Annotated in this window: 25 protein-coding genes; 24 read left to right on the forward strand and 1 reads right to left on the reverse strand. The window is 71.2% G+C overall.

Annotation, left to right across the window (positions count from 1 at the left end; genetic code table 11):
• Nucleotides 1-81: 81 nt before the first annotated feature.
• The 13 genes from ACIA79_RS16935 (at nucleotide 82) to ACIA79_RS16995 (ending at nucleotide 6,017) form a co-directional block, all read left to right on the forward strand.
• Nucleotides 82-594 (forward strand): hypothetical protein, encoded by a 513-nt coding sequence (locus ACIA79_RS16935; RefSeq protein ID WP_399429045.1) that lies wholly within the window; start codon nucleotides 82-84, stop codon nucleotides 592-594.
• Nucleotides 591-872: a hypothetical protein gene (locus ACIA79_RS16940; RefSeq protein ID WP_399429046.1), complete on the forward strand. Its 282-nt coding sequence runs from the start codon at nucleotides 591-593 to the stop codon at nucleotides 870-872. Before ACIA79_RS16935 ends, ACIA79_RS16940 begins: the two co-directional genes overlap by 4 nt.
• Nucleotides 869-1,297: a hypothetical protein gene (locus ACIA79_RS16945; RefSeq protein WP_399429047.1), complete on the forward strand. Its 429-nt coding sequence runs from the start codon at nucleotides 869-871 to the stop codon at nucleotides 1,295-1,297. Before ACIA79_RS16940 ends, ACIA79_RS16945 begins: the two co-directional genes overlap by 4 nt.
• On the forward strand, nucleotides 1,294-1,674 hold the full coding sequence (locus ACIA79_RS16950; protein WP_399429049.1) for a DUF6907 domain-containing protein: 381 nt from the start codon (nucleotides 1,294-1,296) through the stop codon (nucleotides 1,672-1,674). The genes ACIA79_RS16945 and ACIA79_RS16950 overlap by 4 nt, the downstream gene beginning before the upstream one ends.
• Entirely contained in the window at nucleotides 1,671-3,017 is a 1,347-nt protein-coding gene (locus ACIA79_RS16955) for a hypothetical protein (protein ID WP_399429050.1), read from the forward strand. Before ACIA79_RS16950 ends, ACIA79_RS16955 begins: the two co-directional genes overlap by 4 nt.
• Nucleotides 3,014-3,178, forward strand: a complete 165-nt coding sequence (locus ACIA79_RS16960) for a hypothetical protein (protein WP_399429051.1) — start codon at nucleotides 3,014-3,016, stop codon at nucleotides 3,176-3,178. Before ACIA79_RS16955 ends, ACIA79_RS16960 begins: the two co-directional genes overlap by 4 nt.
• Nucleotides 3,179-3,189: 11 nt before the next feature.
• Nucleotides 3,190-3,489: a hypothetical protein gene (locus ACIA79_RS16965; RefSeq protein WP_399429052.1), complete on the forward strand. Its 300-nt coding sequence runs from the start codon at nucleotides 3,190-3,192 to the stop codon at nucleotides 3,487-3,489.
• Nucleotides 3,490-3,497: 8 nt separating this feature from the next.
• On the forward strand, nucleotides 3,498-4,118 hold the full coding sequence (locus ACIA79_RS16970; protein WP_399429053.1) for a hypothetical protein: 621 nt from the start codon (nucleotides 3,498-3,500) through the stop codon (nucleotides 4,116-4,118).
• A gap of 200 nt (nucleotides 4,119-4,318) precedes the next feature.
• Nucleotides 4,319-4,609, forward strand: a complete 291-nt coding sequence (locus ACIA79_RS16975; protein WP_399429054.1) for a hypothetical protein — start codon at nucleotides 4,319-4,321, stop codon at nucleotides 4,607-4,609.
• Nucleotides 4,610-4,615: 6 nt separating this feature from the next.
• Nucleotides 4,616-4,840: a hypothetical protein gene (locus ACIA79_RS16980; protein ID WP_399429055.1), complete on the forward strand. Its 225-nt coding sequence runs from the start codon at nucleotides 4,616-4,618 to the stop codon at nucleotides 4,838-4,840.
• Between the two features lie 20 nt (nucleotides 4,841-4,860).
• The gene (locus tag ACIA79_RS16985) at nucleotides 4,861-5,040 is read left to right on the forward strand and encodes a hypothetical protein (protein WP_399429056.1); all 180 of its coding nucleotides are present in this window, start codon (nucleotides 4,861-4,863) and stop codon (nucleotides 5,038-5,040) included.
• Between the two features lie 243 nt (nucleotides 5,041-5,283).
• Nucleotides 5,284-5,580, forward strand: coding sequence for a hypothetical protein (locus ACIA79_RS16990; protein WP_399429057.1), 297 nt, complete (start codon nucleotides 5,284-5,286; stop codon nucleotides 5,578-5,580).
• A gap of 65 nt (nucleotides 5,581-5,645) precedes the next feature.
• Entirely contained in the window at nucleotides 5,646-6,017 is a 372-nt protein-coding gene (locus ACIA79_RS16995) for an HNH endonuclease (protein WP_399429058.1), read from the forward strand.
• On the opposite strand, the gene ACIA79_RS17000 is transcribed toward ACIA79_RS16995, so the two are convergent.
• Complete coding sequence (locus tag ACIA79_RS17000) at nucleotides 6,014-6,409, reverse strand: DUF6907 domain-containing protein (protein ID WP_399429177.1); 396 nt, start codon at nucleotides 6,407-6,409, stop codon at nucleotides 6,014-6,016. The two genes, ACIA79_RS16995 and ACIA79_RS17000, sit on opposite strands and share 4 nt — an antisense overlap.
• 277 nt (nucleotides 6,410-6,686) lie before the next feature.
• On the opposite strand from ACIA79_RS17000, the gene ACIA79_RS17005 reads away from it, so the two are divergent.
• The 11 genes from ACIA79_RS17005 to ACIA79_RS17055 are packed head-to-tail and all read left to right on the forward strand — an operon-like array spanning nucleotide 6,687 to nucleotide 14,560.
• On the forward strand, nucleotides 6,687-7,154 hold the full coding sequence (locus ACIA79_RS17005; RefSeq protein ID WP_399429059.1) for a hypothetical protein: 468 nt from the start codon (nucleotides 6,687-6,689) through the stop codon (nucleotides 7,152-7,154).
• Nucleotides 7,138-8,763, forward strand: a complete 1,626-nt coding sequence (locus ACIA79_RS17010; RefSeq protein ID WP_399429060.1) for a hypothetical protein — start codon at nucleotides 7,138-7,140, stop codon at nucleotides 8,761-8,763. Before ACIA79_RS17005 ends, ACIA79_RS17010 begins: the two co-directional genes overlap by 17 nt.
• A gap of 13 nt (nucleotides 8,764-8,776) precedes the next feature.
• Entirely contained in the window at nucleotides 8,777-10,237 is a 1,461-nt protein-coding gene (locus tag ACIA79_RS17015) for a phage portal protein (protein ID WP_399429061.1), read from the forward strand.
• Nucleotides 10,234-11,175: a hypothetical protein gene (locus ACIA79_RS17020; protein WP_399429062.1), complete on the forward strand. Its 942-nt coding sequence runs from the start codon at nucleotides 10,234-10,236 to the stop codon at nucleotides 11,173-11,175. The genes ACIA79_RS17015 and ACIA79_RS17020 overlap by 4 nt, the downstream gene beginning before the upstream one ends.
• A gap of 44 nt (nucleotides 11,176-11,219) precedes the next feature.
• Nucleotides 11,220-11,888, forward strand: a complete 669-nt coding sequence (locus ACIA79_RS17025) for a hypothetical protein (protein WP_399429063.1) — start codon at nucleotides 11,220-11,222, stop codon at nucleotides 11,886-11,888.
• A gap of 21 nt (nucleotides 11,889-11,909) precedes the next feature.
• On the forward strand, nucleotides 11,910-12,761 hold the full coding sequence (locus tag ACIA79_RS17030; protein WP_399429064.1) for a N4-gp56 family major capsid protein: 852 nt from the start codon (nucleotides 11,910-11,912) through the stop codon (nucleotides 12,759-12,761).
• Complete coding sequence (locus ACIA79_RS17035) at nucleotides 12,761-13,093, forward strand: hypothetical protein (RefSeq protein WP_399429065.1); 333 nt, start codon at nucleotides 12,761-12,763, stop codon at nucleotides 13,091-13,093. Before ACIA79_RS17030 ends, ACIA79_RS17035 begins: the two co-directional genes overlap by 1 nt.
• Entirely contained in the window at nucleotides 13,083-13,295 is a 213-nt protein-coding gene (locus ACIA79_RS17040) for a hypothetical protein (protein WP_399429066.1), read from the forward strand. The genes ACIA79_RS17035 and ACIA79_RS17040 overlap by 11 nt, the downstream gene beginning before the upstream one ends.
• 12 nt (nucleotides 13,296-13,307) lie before the next feature.
• Entirely contained in the window at nucleotides 13,308-13,901 is a 594-nt protein-coding gene (locus ACIA79_RS17045; protein WP_399429067.1) for a hypothetical protein, read from the forward strand.
• Nucleotides 13,898-14,224, forward strand: coding sequence for a phage head closure protein (locus ACIA79_RS17050; protein ID WP_399429068.1), 327 nt, complete (start codon nucleotides 13,898-13,900; stop codon nucleotides 14,222-14,224). Before ACIA79_RS17045 ends, ACIA79_RS17050 begins: the two co-directional genes overlap by 4 nt.
• A 9-nt stretch (nucleotides 14,225-14,233) precedes the next feature.
• Nucleotides 14,234-14,560 (forward strand): hypothetical protein, encoded by a 327-nt coding sequence (locus ACIA79_RS17055; RefSeq protein ID WP_399429069.1) that lies wholly within the window; start codon nucleotides 14,234-14,236, stop codon nucleotides 14,558-14,560.
• Nucleotides 14,561-14,572: the final 12 nt, after the last annotated feature.

The following is a 14,572-nucleotide window of genomic DNA, read 5'->3' on the forward strand; positions in this document are numbered from 1 at the left end:
GCCAGAGGGCGACTACCCGGCATCCGGAAGGCGCGCTAACGCCATCCGGTCACTTGCCCACGAACGAGACAGGACCTCGTCATGGACCAGCAGGAGCCTACCCGCGCGTCAAGCGCGGCCACACGCACCCCTCGCCGCCCGAGCCACGCCACCGAGCGGTTCGAAGGGCCGACCACTCTGTACCGGATGTACGACGCGGCCGATCGTCTGCTGTACATCGGCATCACCTGCAACCAGTCGCAACGTTGGGAGCAGCACCGCGATAAGAGCGCGTGGTGGCCGCTGGTCGTGCGCAAGGAGCTGACTTCCCTGCCCAACCGGCAGGCCGCGCTCGCCGCCGAGCGCGCCGCCATCCTGGCCGAAGAGCCGGCGCACAACGTCAGCGGCAACCCCCGCGCCGGTCGCCGCGACGTGCATCTCGTCCTGAAGGGCTCGCGCGCTGAGGTTCTGGCGGCCCTGGCAAAGGCCGAGCGCGTCAGCGTCAGCCAGTTCGTCATGCGACTGATCGACGCTCGACTCGACGAGGCGACCGGCGACTCCGACCCCGACATGGACGAGGCCCTGCGCCGTGTCCGCGCCGGCGGTGCGCGATGAACGACACCGCCCCCGCTGTCCTCAGCGACGACACGCGCACCATGCTCGACCGGCTCGCCAGCAAGCTCGACAGCTACCGGCCCGAGGCCGTCATGAGCGAGGCCACCCGGCTTGCCCAGGCGCTCGTCCTCGCCGAACAGCTGCACGGCCCCACCGAGGCCGCGTTCGCTGCCGAGCAGGACTTCCTCGCTGTCGCCCCGTCCGTCCGCGACGAGCAGACCCGCGGCGAGTACGCCGCCCTCCTGCGCCTCATCGCTCGGGGGGTGACGAGCGCATGAACAGCCGCAAGCTCCGCATGCCTGAGTTCATGGCGCAGCATCCCTCCGTTCTGCGGCGGGCACTCGGCATCCACGACGACGACGTCGCCGGAACGGTCCTCGTTCTGGCCTACCACCTGGCCGCCCGCGCCGAACGCGGGCTGATCACCGCAGACGGCATCCCCTTGCGCACATCGGGCGCCCTGCGCTCCAGCAGGTACGCCGTGCGGGTCGCCGTCGAGGTCGAGGACCTTGACGAACCGCTGCACGAGCGCCCGGCCGACCGCGACGCGCTCCGTGCCGTCCGGCAGGATGCCGAGTTCCTGCGGCTGGCCAATGCCGCCTCCAACGAGCTCGGCGCCCTCACGGCCAGCCTGCGCCGGCTCGGCAGCTTCACCGCCGCCCTCCAGCGGCTCGCCGAGCCCGAAGGCGGTGAGCACCAGTGACCTCGTTCCGCGTCGTCACCGTGCCCACCCGCGATCACGGTGACGTCGACACGCTGTGCCCGACGTGGTGCACGGGCGACTACCACCAGGTCAACGGGTGGCGTGTCGACATCACGCACACCAGCGCCGAGCAGGAGCTGAAGGTCCCCACCAGCAGCGGGCCGGCGGTCGTCCTCCGGTTCGTCTTCGAGCAGCGGCCCTTCACCGACAAGCCGCTCGGCACCCGCCCGTTCGTCAGCGTCGAGATCGACGGCGACTGGTACCCGATGGGTCCTCACGCGCTCGACGCGCTCGCCCAGGCGCTCGTCGATCGGGCTGCCGAGGTCCGAGTCGCGGCTCGCCAGCTCCTCACCCTGCTCGCCAAGGAGCACCGTTGATCCACCCCGCCTACGAGTGGGCGACGGCGAACCCGTGGCCCACCGCCGCGGCCGTCGGCGCGGCACTGGCGGCAGTCAGCGCAGCGGCGTGGACCACGGTCCGCGCCCTGCGCGCCGCAGACCGGCCCCCGGTCGCGGTCATCGCCGCTGCCGTGGCCGCCGCCGGATGCACCGCATACAGCGCCGACACTTCCTGGCGGTTTGCCGCCGACCACCTCGACATGAACTCCACCGCCGAACGGGCCGCCATGTTCGCCGCCGGCGAGATGGCCCTGTTCTCCACCGCCCTCATGGCCCGGCAGAACCTGAAAACCACCGGCGCGCCCGGCACCCCGGGCATGCTCGTGTGGCTCATCACCGGCGTCCAGGTCATCCCGGCCTACGCCGAGTCGGGTTTGATCGGCGGGACCGTCCGGGCGTTCGTCGGGCCGTTCCTCGCCGCCGTCCTGTGGCACCTCGCCATGGGCATCGAACTCCGGCACGCCAAGCCCGGTGCCGGGTCACAGTCCCTGGCCGCGCTCCTGACCCGGGAGGTCCGCGAGCGGCTCCTGTCCCGCCTCGGCCTGGCCGCCCGGGACCGCACCGCAGAGCAGATCACCCGCGACCGCTGGACCGCCCAGGCCGTCGACCTCGCCGCCCGCCTGGCGCAGAGCGACAGCATCAGCACCCGACGCCGCGCACGACTGCAGCGCAAGCTGTCCCGGGCCGTCGGCCGTGCGCAGGTCGGCGCCGACACCCAGCAGCGCCGCGCACTCCTGCAACTCCTCGCGGCCCGGCTGCACTCCGGCGCACTCGCCACCCTCGACCTGCCGTCCCCCTGGCAGACCAGGGAGCCTGCCCGGCCGCCGCAGCCAGCGCCGGTCGTCGCGTACCGGGAGCTACGCGAGATGCAGCCGCTCGACGCCGTACTCGCCGTGGCGAGTGCGCATCCCGACCTCGACCCGGACGGCGTCCGGCAGGTGCTCGGCGACCACGGCGTGATCGTCTCCGACACCCAGGTCCGGATGGCGCTGCGACTCGACGCAACCGCGCACCCGCGCGCACTCGCCGGTGCATCCGCCGCAGATCAGACCCTCTTCGCCGTACACGCCCGGTGGGACGGCGACGAGGCCGTAGACGTCCCCACCGGCGGTCCGGATGCAGCCGAGATGGATGCGGATGCACCCGGTGCGGATGAAGCCGCGGACCGCGCGCTGCTGCCGCAGGCCCGCCGTATCGACGCGGCCCACCAGGCGCAGCGCGGCCGACCCGCATCCCTGCGTGCACTCCAGAACGGGATGCGCATCGGCCAGAAGCGAGCCCAGCGGGTGCGCGCACTCCTCGACGAGGAGGTGCAGCCGTGATCACGTACCACGCACTCGGCTACTACGGCCTGATCGCCATCCCCAGCGCGCTCCTCGCCACCCGGCTGCTGCCCGCCGGCTCCACGGCGCGCCGCCTCCTCACCCGCGCCGCACTCGGCGCCCTCCTGCTCATCGCCGCGATCACCGCGCTCTCGTACTGAAGGACACGACCATGAAGACCAGCCTGCTCGCCGCCATCGACACCGCGACCGCGCACGCCATGGCCGCCCCGCCCGCCGCACCGACCAGCGGCGGATCCGTACCGATCTCCGTCCTGCTGATCATCGTGCTCGGCATCTGGGCCTGGCAGATGCACAAGCACGGCAAGGACACCAAGAAGCTGCACCTGCTCCCCGGTTTCGTCTGCCTCGGCCTCGGCCTGTCCCTCTCCGGCACCCAGGTCGGCACCATGCTCGGCATGCTCTTCGGCAGCGTCGGCCAGATGCTCGCCAGCTTCATCGGCAACGCCTGACCACGCCCATGGCCACCGACCCCGAGGCCGACACCCTCGAACTGCCTCCCGTGCCCCGCTTCGGGCACGGGAGGCCCCGGTGGGCCGCCCAGCGCATCCACCCCCGCCGCATCGCCGTCGGCCACCTCAAGCTCTTCGGCCAGCTCCGCGGCTGGGCCCTCGCCGAGAACCGCGCCGGCCGCGCAGCAGCTCTCGGCCTCGGCGCGCTCATGACCGCCCGCGCCGCCAACCAGGAGCCCCGGCTCCTCGCCATCGCCGTCGGCGCCTACACCGTTGCCGCTTGGCGCGCCGGCCGCCCCATCCCGCCCACAGAGGAGGAGCTCCGCCAGCACTTTCTCCTCGGCATACAGCACCTCATCGGCGACCGCCCCGGCATCCACCTGCGCGAGCTCTACGACGCCTTCCAAGCCCGGCCTGCATCCGCACACCTCGACGACGTCCGCCTCCGCGCGCTCCTCGACCACTGCCGCGTGCCGGTCGACAAGATCCGCGTCGGCTCGGTCACCGGCCGCAAGGGCATCCGCGCCGCCGACATCCAAGCCCTCCTCTCCCCCAAGCCCGTGGACACCCCTTCCGGGGCTGTAGACGCAGCTCAGGACGCCGAAGAAGGGGCCGTAGACCCCACCTGAACCGGCCGTAGACCGGCCCGTAGACCACCCAGGAGACACCGTGCGACGACGCTTCCATGCCCTCATGGCCCTCGCCACTGACCTCACCTACTGCGCCATCTGCGGCTGGTGGTACCCGCCTCACGGCCACTGACCGCGCTCTACCGCAGCCACGCACCCGCCGCGCAGAATGGATCACCACAGCACACAGAGGGGGTGCGATGACCGACGAACTGCCCATCGTGGAAGAGGACAAGCCCGGTAAGGCCGAGCTGGAACGACTCAAGGACGAATACAGGCGTAAGAACAAGGCTCTCGACGCAGAGCGGGAGCTGCTCGAGGAAGCGGTCCGAGAACGCCGCTACTCCGACGAGTATGCCGAGGAGATGAGCCGGCGGATTGAGGAGAACGGGCGCGAGATGCTCGACGAGGTGCAGCAGCGAATCGACGCGCACTGCCGCGCCTACGGCCTCAAGGACGGCTCGTTCTCCGGCACCTGGCACGAGGATTAGCCGCGCATGCGGGAGCGTCTGGGGCGTGCGGCCATCATGGTGCTCGGTTTGATCACCATGGCTGCGGTACTCCTGTTTTGGGCCCTGCTCAACGGCTCGCCAGGTTACGACCAGCCGGACCATGGCTTCACGGCTGTCTGCAAGGACGGCACGGTCCTCGAGCCTCCGTGGAACCTCTGCGGTCCGGAACACGGCTACCTCGACCACTGGACCACGACACCCAGCCCGTAGCGCTGAGCCACACTGGACGCATGCGCGAGCCACTCCTCATCGACCTGTACGCCGCCCAGGCCGCCACCGGCGTCAAGCCCGGCACCATCCGCGTCTGGCTCCACCGCGGTCACCTCACCCACCACGGCCGCGACCACGCCGGACGAGACCTCGTCGACCTCAACGAGCTCCAAGCACGCCAGGCTCCCACGGCAGCTTGACCTCACAGATCACGCGGTGTAACACTCAAGGCACGTCCGGCATGCCCGGACACCAGCAGGAGGTCGGGACCAGGCGACTGGACCCTCCCGCAAGCGGCACCCAAACCAGTGGGACCACGCCGCGCGGGTGAGAGGCCCCTCAAGACGCACGACGAAGCCCCGACCACTCCCCCCCGGTCGGGGCTTCGTCGTGTCACGGAACGGCTACACCGCCCACGCCGCCCCTCCCGGTCGGCTCATGATGTGACCCTCGTCACCTACGCCCAGGGGGTACGCATGGGGTTCATCAACAACGCCAAGGCCGAGGTTGCCACCAAGACGGCCGCCGAGGCATACGCCGCCGGCCGCCAGGTCCTCACCTTCAAGATTATTGAGGCGAACGTCAGCCACCGGTCCACCGGCGTCATGTCCGGCGTCGGCGAGCAGATCGAAGCGATCGAAGCGCAAGGCTGGATGCTGTCCAACATGGCGGCCGCCGAGGGCAAGGCCCTGGGCGGTGAACGCACGGCGCTCGTCTGCCTCTTCCGTCGCCGAGGCTGACCCCCCTCGACTACCGGCCCGGCCCCGATCACCGCGGCCGGGCCGATGCGCGTCCGGAGGTGACCATGCCGCCTCGTAAGGCGCTGCAGGTCTGCCCCACGCCTGGGTGCCCGAACCTCACTCCATCCGGCCGCTGTGACGCCTGCGAGCAGAACGCACGCCGAGTCCGCCTCTCCCCCACCGCCAAGGGCTACGACACTCGATGGCGCCGCACCGCCGCCGCGTACCTGCGTGCGCACCCCTACTGCGAGTGCGACGAGTGCATGGCCCTGCCCGAGCTGCTGCGGCCACGAGCCAGCGAGGTCAACCACCGCGACGGCCTCGGCCCCCTCGGACCACGCGGCCACGACTGGGCCAACCTGCAGTCCATGACCAAGGCTCACCACTCGCGTGAGACGGCGAGGCACCAGCCCGGAGGCTGGAACGACCGAGGCTAGCTCACGTAAGGCTCGCCGTAATGGCTCGCCATGATCTTTCGCCAACCCCGTAGCTGCACGACGGCGCTCTCCAGCTCATCAATCAGGTCGTCAAGCTCCGCCACGTCACGGAGCTCGGTGTTGCAGTCCTCATCGAAGATGATGTAGGGAGCACCCGGTTTCGCTGCCGTTTCAGAGAAGCAGGCCAGCTCGAAGTAGAAGGCCACGGGATAGCGTCCCGGGAGGCCCGACCCATCTGGCACGGCGTGATACACGGAGCCAGACGTATGCATGACCTCGTCAGGCCTGTGCGCCGGCCCGCCTGTCGAGCAAGGCCCGCTCGAGCACCACTCCGGACAGACGACCCGCACGGGCTGCCGGACTTCGGTTTGCGTCATCGCTTCTCCTCGCATCGTCCAGACCGTAAGGCCGCCATGGGCCAGCGCGCTCAACAGCACCTGCCAGAGCACTCGGGTTTCACGCAGGTGGCTGCACTGGCCCCTCGTCACCTCATGTGACTAACCAACGGATGGGGTGTGGGGGGTGACCCCCGGCCAGGTGGGGTGGCCGAACGCCGGGGAGGGCTCTGCGAGGTCCGCCGGGTCAGAAGGTCCATGATCGACAACCGGCCGTGACGCAAGGTGACGGCCGTCGGTGCTGCGCAACGCAGCGCGCGAAGGAGTGATCACTATGCCCCGTGGGGGACACGCCGCGTCCGGTCCGCCGCCGGACCCGAACTCGCTGAAGTCCGCGAAGGCGGTTCAGGCGGGCGGGTGGACGACGCTGCCGGCCGAGGGCCGCACCGGGCCGGCGCCGCAGTGGCCGCTGACCGAGCAGACCGACCGCGAGGCGGACCTGTGGGAGGACTTGTGGGCCAAGCCGCAGGCGGTCGCCTGGGAGGCGCTGGAGCAGGTGCTTGAAGTGGCCCTGTTCTGCCGGACCCTGGCGGAGGCTGAGCGGCCCGACTGCCGGGTCGACGTGAAGAAGATGATCCGCGGCTACCTCGACAGTCTCGGGCTGAGCGTGGCGGGCATGCTGCGCAACCGGTGGAAGGTCGCCCCGGCCGCCGAGGTGGTGGAGCAGGCCGCGGCCGCGCCCGTGCGGCGCGCGAGTGCGCGCGACCGGCTGAGGGTCGTGCCCAGTGGCGAAGGCACCTGACACCGGGTTCCTGGTCGACTTCCCGACCCTGTGGGTCGTGCCGGACTGGATCGAGGAGCACTGCCCGATACCGGATGGCTTCCGCGCGGGCGAGCGCATGGAGCTGTACCCGTGGCAGCTGTGGTGCACGGCCAACCACTACCGTGTGCGCCCCGAGGCGGCGGTGGGCCAGCTGGCGCCGGCGTTCCACTACCGCCGTTCCCAGGTGGTCGCGCCGCAGAAGACGGGCAAGGGGCCGTGGTCGGCGACGATCGTGCTGGCCGAGGCGGTCGGCCCGGTCGTTTTCGCCGGCTGGGCCCGCGGCGGCGAGCGGTACCGGTGCGCGGACCACGGCTGCCCGTGCGGCTGGTGGTACGAGTACGAGCCCGGCGACCCCATGGGCACACCGTGGCCCACCCCGCTGATCCAGTTGACCGCGTCCAGCGAGGACCAGGTCGCAAACGTGTACCGGCCGCTGAGGTCGATGGTGAGGCTGGGCCCGCTGGCCGAGCAGCTGCGCGTCGGTGAGGAGTTCGTCCGGGTCGGCGACGCTGGCCGTATCGACGTCGTCACCTCGAGCGCGCTGTCCCGGCTGGGTAACCCGATCAACTTCGCGCTGCAGGACGAGACCGGAACGTGGACCAAGGAGAACAAACTCCGCCGGGTCGCTGAGACGCAGCGCCGCGGTCTGGCCGGTATGGGCGGCCGGTCGATGGAGACGACGAACACCTGGGATCCGTCGGAGAACTCGGTGGCGCAGACGACCGCGGCGTCTAAGCGCCGGGACATCTTCCGCTATCACCCGCAGGCGCCGGCGTCCCTGTCGTACAAGGACAAGCGGCAGCGTCGGAAGATCCACACCATCGTCTACGCCGGGTCCGCTCACGTCGACCTCGACGCCATCGAAGCCGAGGCCGCCGAGCTGATGGAGCACGACCCGGCGCAGGCCGAGCGGTTCTACGGCAACCGGGTCGTCTCGGGCACGACGGCATGGCTCGACGCCTCCGCGTGGGAGGCCCGGGCAGCAAAGGCGCCGAGGACGGTCAAGCCGCGTACCCGGATCGTGCTCGGGTTCGACGGCTCCGACCTCGACGACCACACCGCCATCCGTGCCGAGACCCTGGACGGCTACCAGTTCACGCCCACCTACGGGCCGGACAAGCTGCCGACGATCTGGAACCCGGCGGACTACGGCGGCCAGGTCCCCCGCCTGGAGGTACAGGCCGCCATGGACGAGGTGATGCGCTACTTCGACGTGGTGCGGCTGTACGCGGATCCGCCGTACTGGGAGACCGAGGTCGACGACTGGGCCGAGCAGTACGGGCCGAAGCGGGTCATCCGCTGGTACACGCGGCGCGTGGTGCAGATGCACGCGGCGTGCGAGCGGCTGAAGACCGACGTCACGAAGAAGGACACCCGCTTCACCCACGACGGGTGCCCGCACACCGCCGAGCACGTGGCCAACACCCGCGCGGCCGCCCGCCCGGGCGGACGGTACGTGCTGACCAAGGCATCCGAGGCTCAGAAGATCGACGCCTGTGTCACGTCGGTCCTCGCGCATGAGGCGGCCGGCGACGTCATCGCCGCGGGCCTGGCAGCACCGAAGAAGACCTACTACTACGGCGCGTGAGAGGGGGCCCGGCATGGCCGACGAGAAGCAGGCGAAGGCCCTTGTGGAGGCGCTGGAGAAGGAGCTGACGAACCGCTACGAGAAGATCTCCACGTTCCAGGCGTACTACCGGGGCGAGCAGAAGCTGAAGTTCGCCTCGGACGAGTGGAGCAAGTTCCACGGCCACCGCTACAAGGACTTCTCCGACAACTGGGTGCAGGTGGTCGCCGACTCCCCCGTGGAGCGGCTGACGGTCACCGGCATCAAGCCTTACGGCGAGGACAAGGCGGACGCGGAGTCGATGCGGGTGTGGCAGGCCAACGGCCTGGACGCCGACTCCCAGCTGGGGTTCCTCGGTTCGGTGACCGCCGCCCGGTCCTTCGCCCTGGTGTGGGACGACCCGGACGACGAGGAGACACCGCTGGTGACGTTCGAGGACGCCACCAGCTGCATCGTCGCCTACGAGCCCGGGTCCCGCCGCCGGCGCCGGGCCGCGCTGCGCCGCTGGCAGGACGGCGAGAAGTTCATGGCCGTGCTCTACCTGCCGGACGAGGTGTGGAAGTTCGAGCGGCCGGTGGAGCGGCGCACGAAGAACGAGGACATGGCCAAGGTCGACGAGCTGCTGGACGACGGCTGGACGCCGAGGGAGATGACGAGCGAACCGAATCCGCAGCCCAACCCCATGGGCGTGGTGCCGGTCGTCGAGCTGGTCAACCGGCCGCTGCTGGTGGACGACCCGATCTCCGACGTCCGCGGTGTGGTGCCGATGCAGGACGCGGTGAATCTGCTGTGGGCCCAGCTGTTCACCGCCTCCGACTACGCCAGCTTCCCGCAGCGGGTCGTCCTCGGCGCGGAGCGGCCGATGCTGCCGATCCTCAACGCGGCGGGCGAGGTCGTCGGCGAGAAGCCGCTGGACCTGGAGAAGCTGGCCGCCGACCGGATCGCGTTCTTCACCGGCGAGAACGTGTCGATCGCCGAGTGGACGGCCGCCAACCTGGCCGCGTACACCGACGTGATCGAAGTGGCGGTCGGGCACATCGCCGCCCAGACCCGCACACCCCAGCACTACCTGGTCGGCAAGATGGCCAACCTGTCCGCGGACGCGCTGCTGGCGGCGGAGACCGGCCTGGTGAAGCGGGTGGAGGAGAAACAGCTGTGGTACGGCCAGGCGCTGCGTGAGGTGTTCGCGCTGATCGCCCTGGTCCAGGACAACGAGGACAAGGCCCGTGCGCTGCGGTCGGGGCACATGCTGTGGGCGGACGCCGAGTCGCGCTCGCAGGCGCAGTTGGCGGACGCGCTGCTGAAGCTGAAGCAGATCGGGTTCCCCTTCGAGTTCCTCGCCCTGCGCTACGGGCTGACCCCGGCCGAGGTGGTCGACCTGCTGGCGATGATCGAGCGGGAGCACGAACTGGACCCGCTGGCGGCCGCGGGGCGGATGCTCGCCCAGCAGCCCGAGGACGCGCCGCCGGCCGAGCCGGAGGGGGCGGTGGCGTGAGCCCGCCGGAGCAGGCCCGCCAGCATCAGCAGGAGCGGGCCGAGCTCGGTGCGGCCACCGCGCGGGCGGTGCGCACGGTGTGGTCCGGCGTTGATCCGGAGGACCTGGAGCGGTCGTGGCTGGCGCGGGCCGCGCTGGTCGCCGCGCTGATCCGGCGCGGCCAGCTCACCGCGGCGTCCAGCAGCGAAGCGTGGCTGCGCGGCGAGGTCGGCGAGGGTGAAGGGCAGGTCAAACCCGAAGCTGCCGTGGCGGCGACCGGGGACCTGACGGTGCCGCTGCTGTATCCGCTGATCGTCGCCCTGAACCGGGTCGGCCGCGGCTGGTCGACGGCCCTGTCGATCCTGTCCGGAGCGGCGTTCCTGGAGATGGTGACCCGCTCGCTGATCGCGGACGCGGGCCGGATCGCGGACATGGCCGGGATGATCGCCCGCCCCCGCGTGGTCACCTACGTGCGCGTGGTGGAGCTGCCCGCCTGCCCGCGCTGCATCATCCTCGCCGGAGCCGAGTACAGCCTGTCCGAGGGGTTCCTGCGTCATCCGCGCTGCGACTGCACCATGGCGCCGCGCCGCCCGGGCGACACCTGGGAGCTGGCCAGCCCCAAACAGCTGTACGAGCAGATGAGCCCCGAGCAGCAGCGCAAGGCGTTCGGCCGCCCCGCTGCCCGGGCGATCGGTGACGGCGCGGACCTGGCGCAGGTGGTCAACGCCCGCCGCGGCATGACCACCGCCACCCGCTACCGGCGCACCGTGCAGGCCACCACCGAGGGCACCACCCGCCGCGGCCTGTACGGATCCCGCCGGGCCCAGTTCGAGAAGATCCCCGGCAACCGCTACGCCACCGCCACCGCGCCCCGGCTGCTCCCGGAGGAGATCTACCGGCAGGCCGACAACCGCGCCCACGCGATCCGCCTGCTGCGCCGCTACGGCTACCTGTTCTGACCGCGCGCAACGCCCGGTCCCCGACCCCGCAATGGGAGACGACGATGAGCACACCCACGCCCGAGGCCGAGCCGGTCGTATCCGACGAGCCGATCGACGACACCACCCCCGACGCTCCGGACGCCGGCGAGCAGGACGTCGACGAGCCCGACCCGGACGGTGCCGAGGAGCTCGGCGACCCGGGCAAGAAGGCCCTGGACACCATGAAGTCCAAGTGGCGCACCGAGCGCGACCGGCGCCGGGAGCTCGAACAGCAGCTCGCCGCCGCGCAGCAGCCGGCCGACGGAGAGCAGCCGGACGCCGAGGCGCTGGCGCGGCAGGCCGAGCAGGCCGCCATGGCCAAGGCCAACGCCAGGATCGTGCGCGCGGAGGTACGCGCGGCCGCCGCGGGCAAGCTCGCCGACCCGGCCGACGCGCTGGTCTACCTCGACCCCGCCCAGTTCGAAGTCGACGCCGACGGCAACGTCGACGCCGAGGAGGTCGCCGACGCCATCGATGACCTGCTCAAGCGCAAGCCCTACCTCGCCGCCGCGCAAAGCGGCACCAAGCGGTTCCAAGGGACCGCGGACTCCGGCGCCCGCAAGGGGAGTGGCCGGCCACCCCAGCTCACCGAGGCAGACGTCAAGCGCCTGTCCGCGGAGGGCAAGCACGCCGAGATCCTCAAGGCCCGCGACGAGGGCCGCCTGCAGGACTACCTCGGCTCCACCCGGTAACCCCCCGAACGGAGACACCCCATGGCCATCAGCGCCTTCAAGCCGGAGATCTGGAACGCCGACCTCCTGGTCACCCTGGAAAAGTCCCACGTCTACGCCGCCCCGGGCGTCATCAACCGCGACTACGAGGGAGACATCGCCCAGTACGGCGACGTCGTCCACATCACCTCGCTCGCCGACCCGACCATCGGCACCTACAGCCCGCACGTCGACATCGTCATCGAAGACGTCGACGACTCCGACACCGCGCTGACCATCGACCAGGCGAAGTACTTCGCCTTCGAGGTCGACGACGTGGAGAAGCGCCAGGCCCTGTCCGGCGGCGCGCTGCTGACCGAGCAGGCCCGCAAGGCCGCGTACAAGCTGCGCGACGTCGCCGACCAGTACGTGGCCGGCCTGATGGCGGCCGGCGTCGACGCTGGCAACCTGGTCGCCGAGCAGACCCTGGCCTCCCCGTCCGACGCCTACGACCTGCTGGTCGACCTCGGCGTCATCCTCGACACCGACAACGTCCCGGCCGAGGGCCGGTGGGCCGTGATCACCCCGGCGTTCCACGGCCTGCTGCTCAAGGACGACCGGTTCATCGCCGCAGGCGACGCCGCCGGCGCGATGACCCGCACCAACGGCATCGTCGGCGAGGCCGCCGGATTCTCCCTGCGCAAGTCCAACAACGCCCCCAACGGTCCCGGTGCGGGCGCGGGCAAGCTGATCATCGCCGGGTACTCCGGCGCGGTCACCTACGCCGAGCAGATCAACAAAACCGAAGCGGCCCGCAAGGAGAAGGGGTTCGCCGACATCGTCAAGGGCCTGCACCTGTACGGCGCGAAGGTCATCCGCCCCACCGGCCTCGCCGCAGCGGACGTGATCATCTGATGCGCGTAGGTGACGAGCTCCGCTTCCGCGGCCCGGCCGGCGCCCCGTTCGTGGTGACCGTCGGCCCGGCCTTCGACGAGAAGACCATCCGCGCCCGCATCGCCTCCGGCGAGTGGACCCCCCTCGACGAGAGCGCCCCGGCCGACGACACCGACGAGCAGACCGTCAAGCGGCCCGCCGTCAACGCGACCAAGAGCGACTGGGTCACCTACGCCGTGACCCACCTCGGCATGGACCGCGACCAAGCCGAGGACCTGACCAAGCAGCAGCTCATCGACAACGCCACACAGGCACCGGCGCCCAGCAGCGAGGAGAAGCACGATGGCCAGTGACGAGCGCAACGACCAGACCCCCGACACCGAGGACGACGCGCCGGTCACCGAGGACCGCACCAAGGACGACGGGCACACCGGCCCGCGGCCGCGCGTGGAGTGGACCGACGACGGCGGCCCCCGCCCCGAGGGCGTGGAGGCAAAGGTCACAGACCCCCGTCCCGCTTCCGAGCCGGAGCCCCCGGCCCGCGACGACGCGTGAGAGGCGGCCACCGTGGCACTGGATCCTCTGGCGACGGTGGCCGACCTCACCGCCCGCGGCGTGACCGTCGAAAGCGGCGAGACGGACATCGCCGAGGTCTACCTCGACGTCGCCTCCGCAGCGGTACGTGAGGCGGCCGGCTGCCCCATCAGCCAGACCACCTCCACCGTCACCCTCGACGGCGAGCCCGGGCAGCGCCTGCGTCTGCCCGGCCCGCCTGTCACCGCGGTCTCCGCCGTCCTCATCGACGGCCAGGCGGTCACCGACTACCGCCTGCGCAGCAGCGTGCTCTGGCTTGCCTCCGGCTGGTCGCCCACGTGCGAGCCGTCCGAGGTCACCGTCACCTACACCCACGGCCTGCCCACCGTCCCGGCGGACATCGTCGACCTGGTGTGCCGGATCGCCGCCGCGGCCCTGGTCGCCTACCGCAGCGAGGACGGCGGCACCGGCCTGGCCGCCCGCGACGTGCGCTCCGAGCGGATCGGCGACTACGCCGTCACGTTCGGGGACCACGGCCGGATCACCGAGATGGAACTGCCCGACTACCTGCGCGCCCGCCTGCGCGCCCGGTTCGGCGGGGGCGTCGCGGTGGTGAGGTCGCGGTGAGCCGCATCGGCCGCTACCTCAACGCCCGTCTGGAGGTGTGGCGGGTGACGACCGTCGACGACGGAGGCGGCGGGCAGGAGACCACCTGGGCCCTGCAGGCCACCGTCCCGGCCCGCCTGTCGCAGCCCTCGGCGCGCGAGCGGCAGGCCGCCGACCAGGCCGAGTCCCGCCTGACCCACGTCATCTACCTGCGGGCTGACGCCGACGTCCGCCGCGGCGACGAACTGCGCCGGGACGGGACTGTCTACGAGGTGCTCGCCACGTTCGAGCCGTCCCAGCCCGGTACCTACCTGCGGGCCGACGCCTCCGCCCGCCAACCCTAGGGAGAGACCATGGCCATCCTCAGCGTGCAGAGCATGCCCCTGTCTGGGCTGCAGCCCACCTACGCCGCCGCCGCCGGCGGCGGGGACCAGGCTCCGGTCGGCGAGAAGCTGGTGCTGCACGTCCGCAACGGCGACGCCACCTCCAAGACCGTCACCGTCGCCACCCCCGGCTCGGTCGGCGACCTCGCGGTGGCCGACGCAGCCCAGACCATCCCCGCCTCCGGCTCCGCGTTCATCCCGCTGAAGTCGGCGTTCCGTGACCCGATGACCGGCCGCGCGGCCATCACCTACAGCGCCGTCACCTCGGTCACGGTCGCCGTCCTGCAGCTGCCCTGACGAGGAGGACCA

It is taken from the genome of Streptomyces sp. NPDC051310 (assembly GCF_044455245.1).
Classification (GTDB): domain Bacteria; phylum Actinomycetota; class Actinomycetes; order Streptomycetales; family Streptomycetaceae; genus Streptomyces.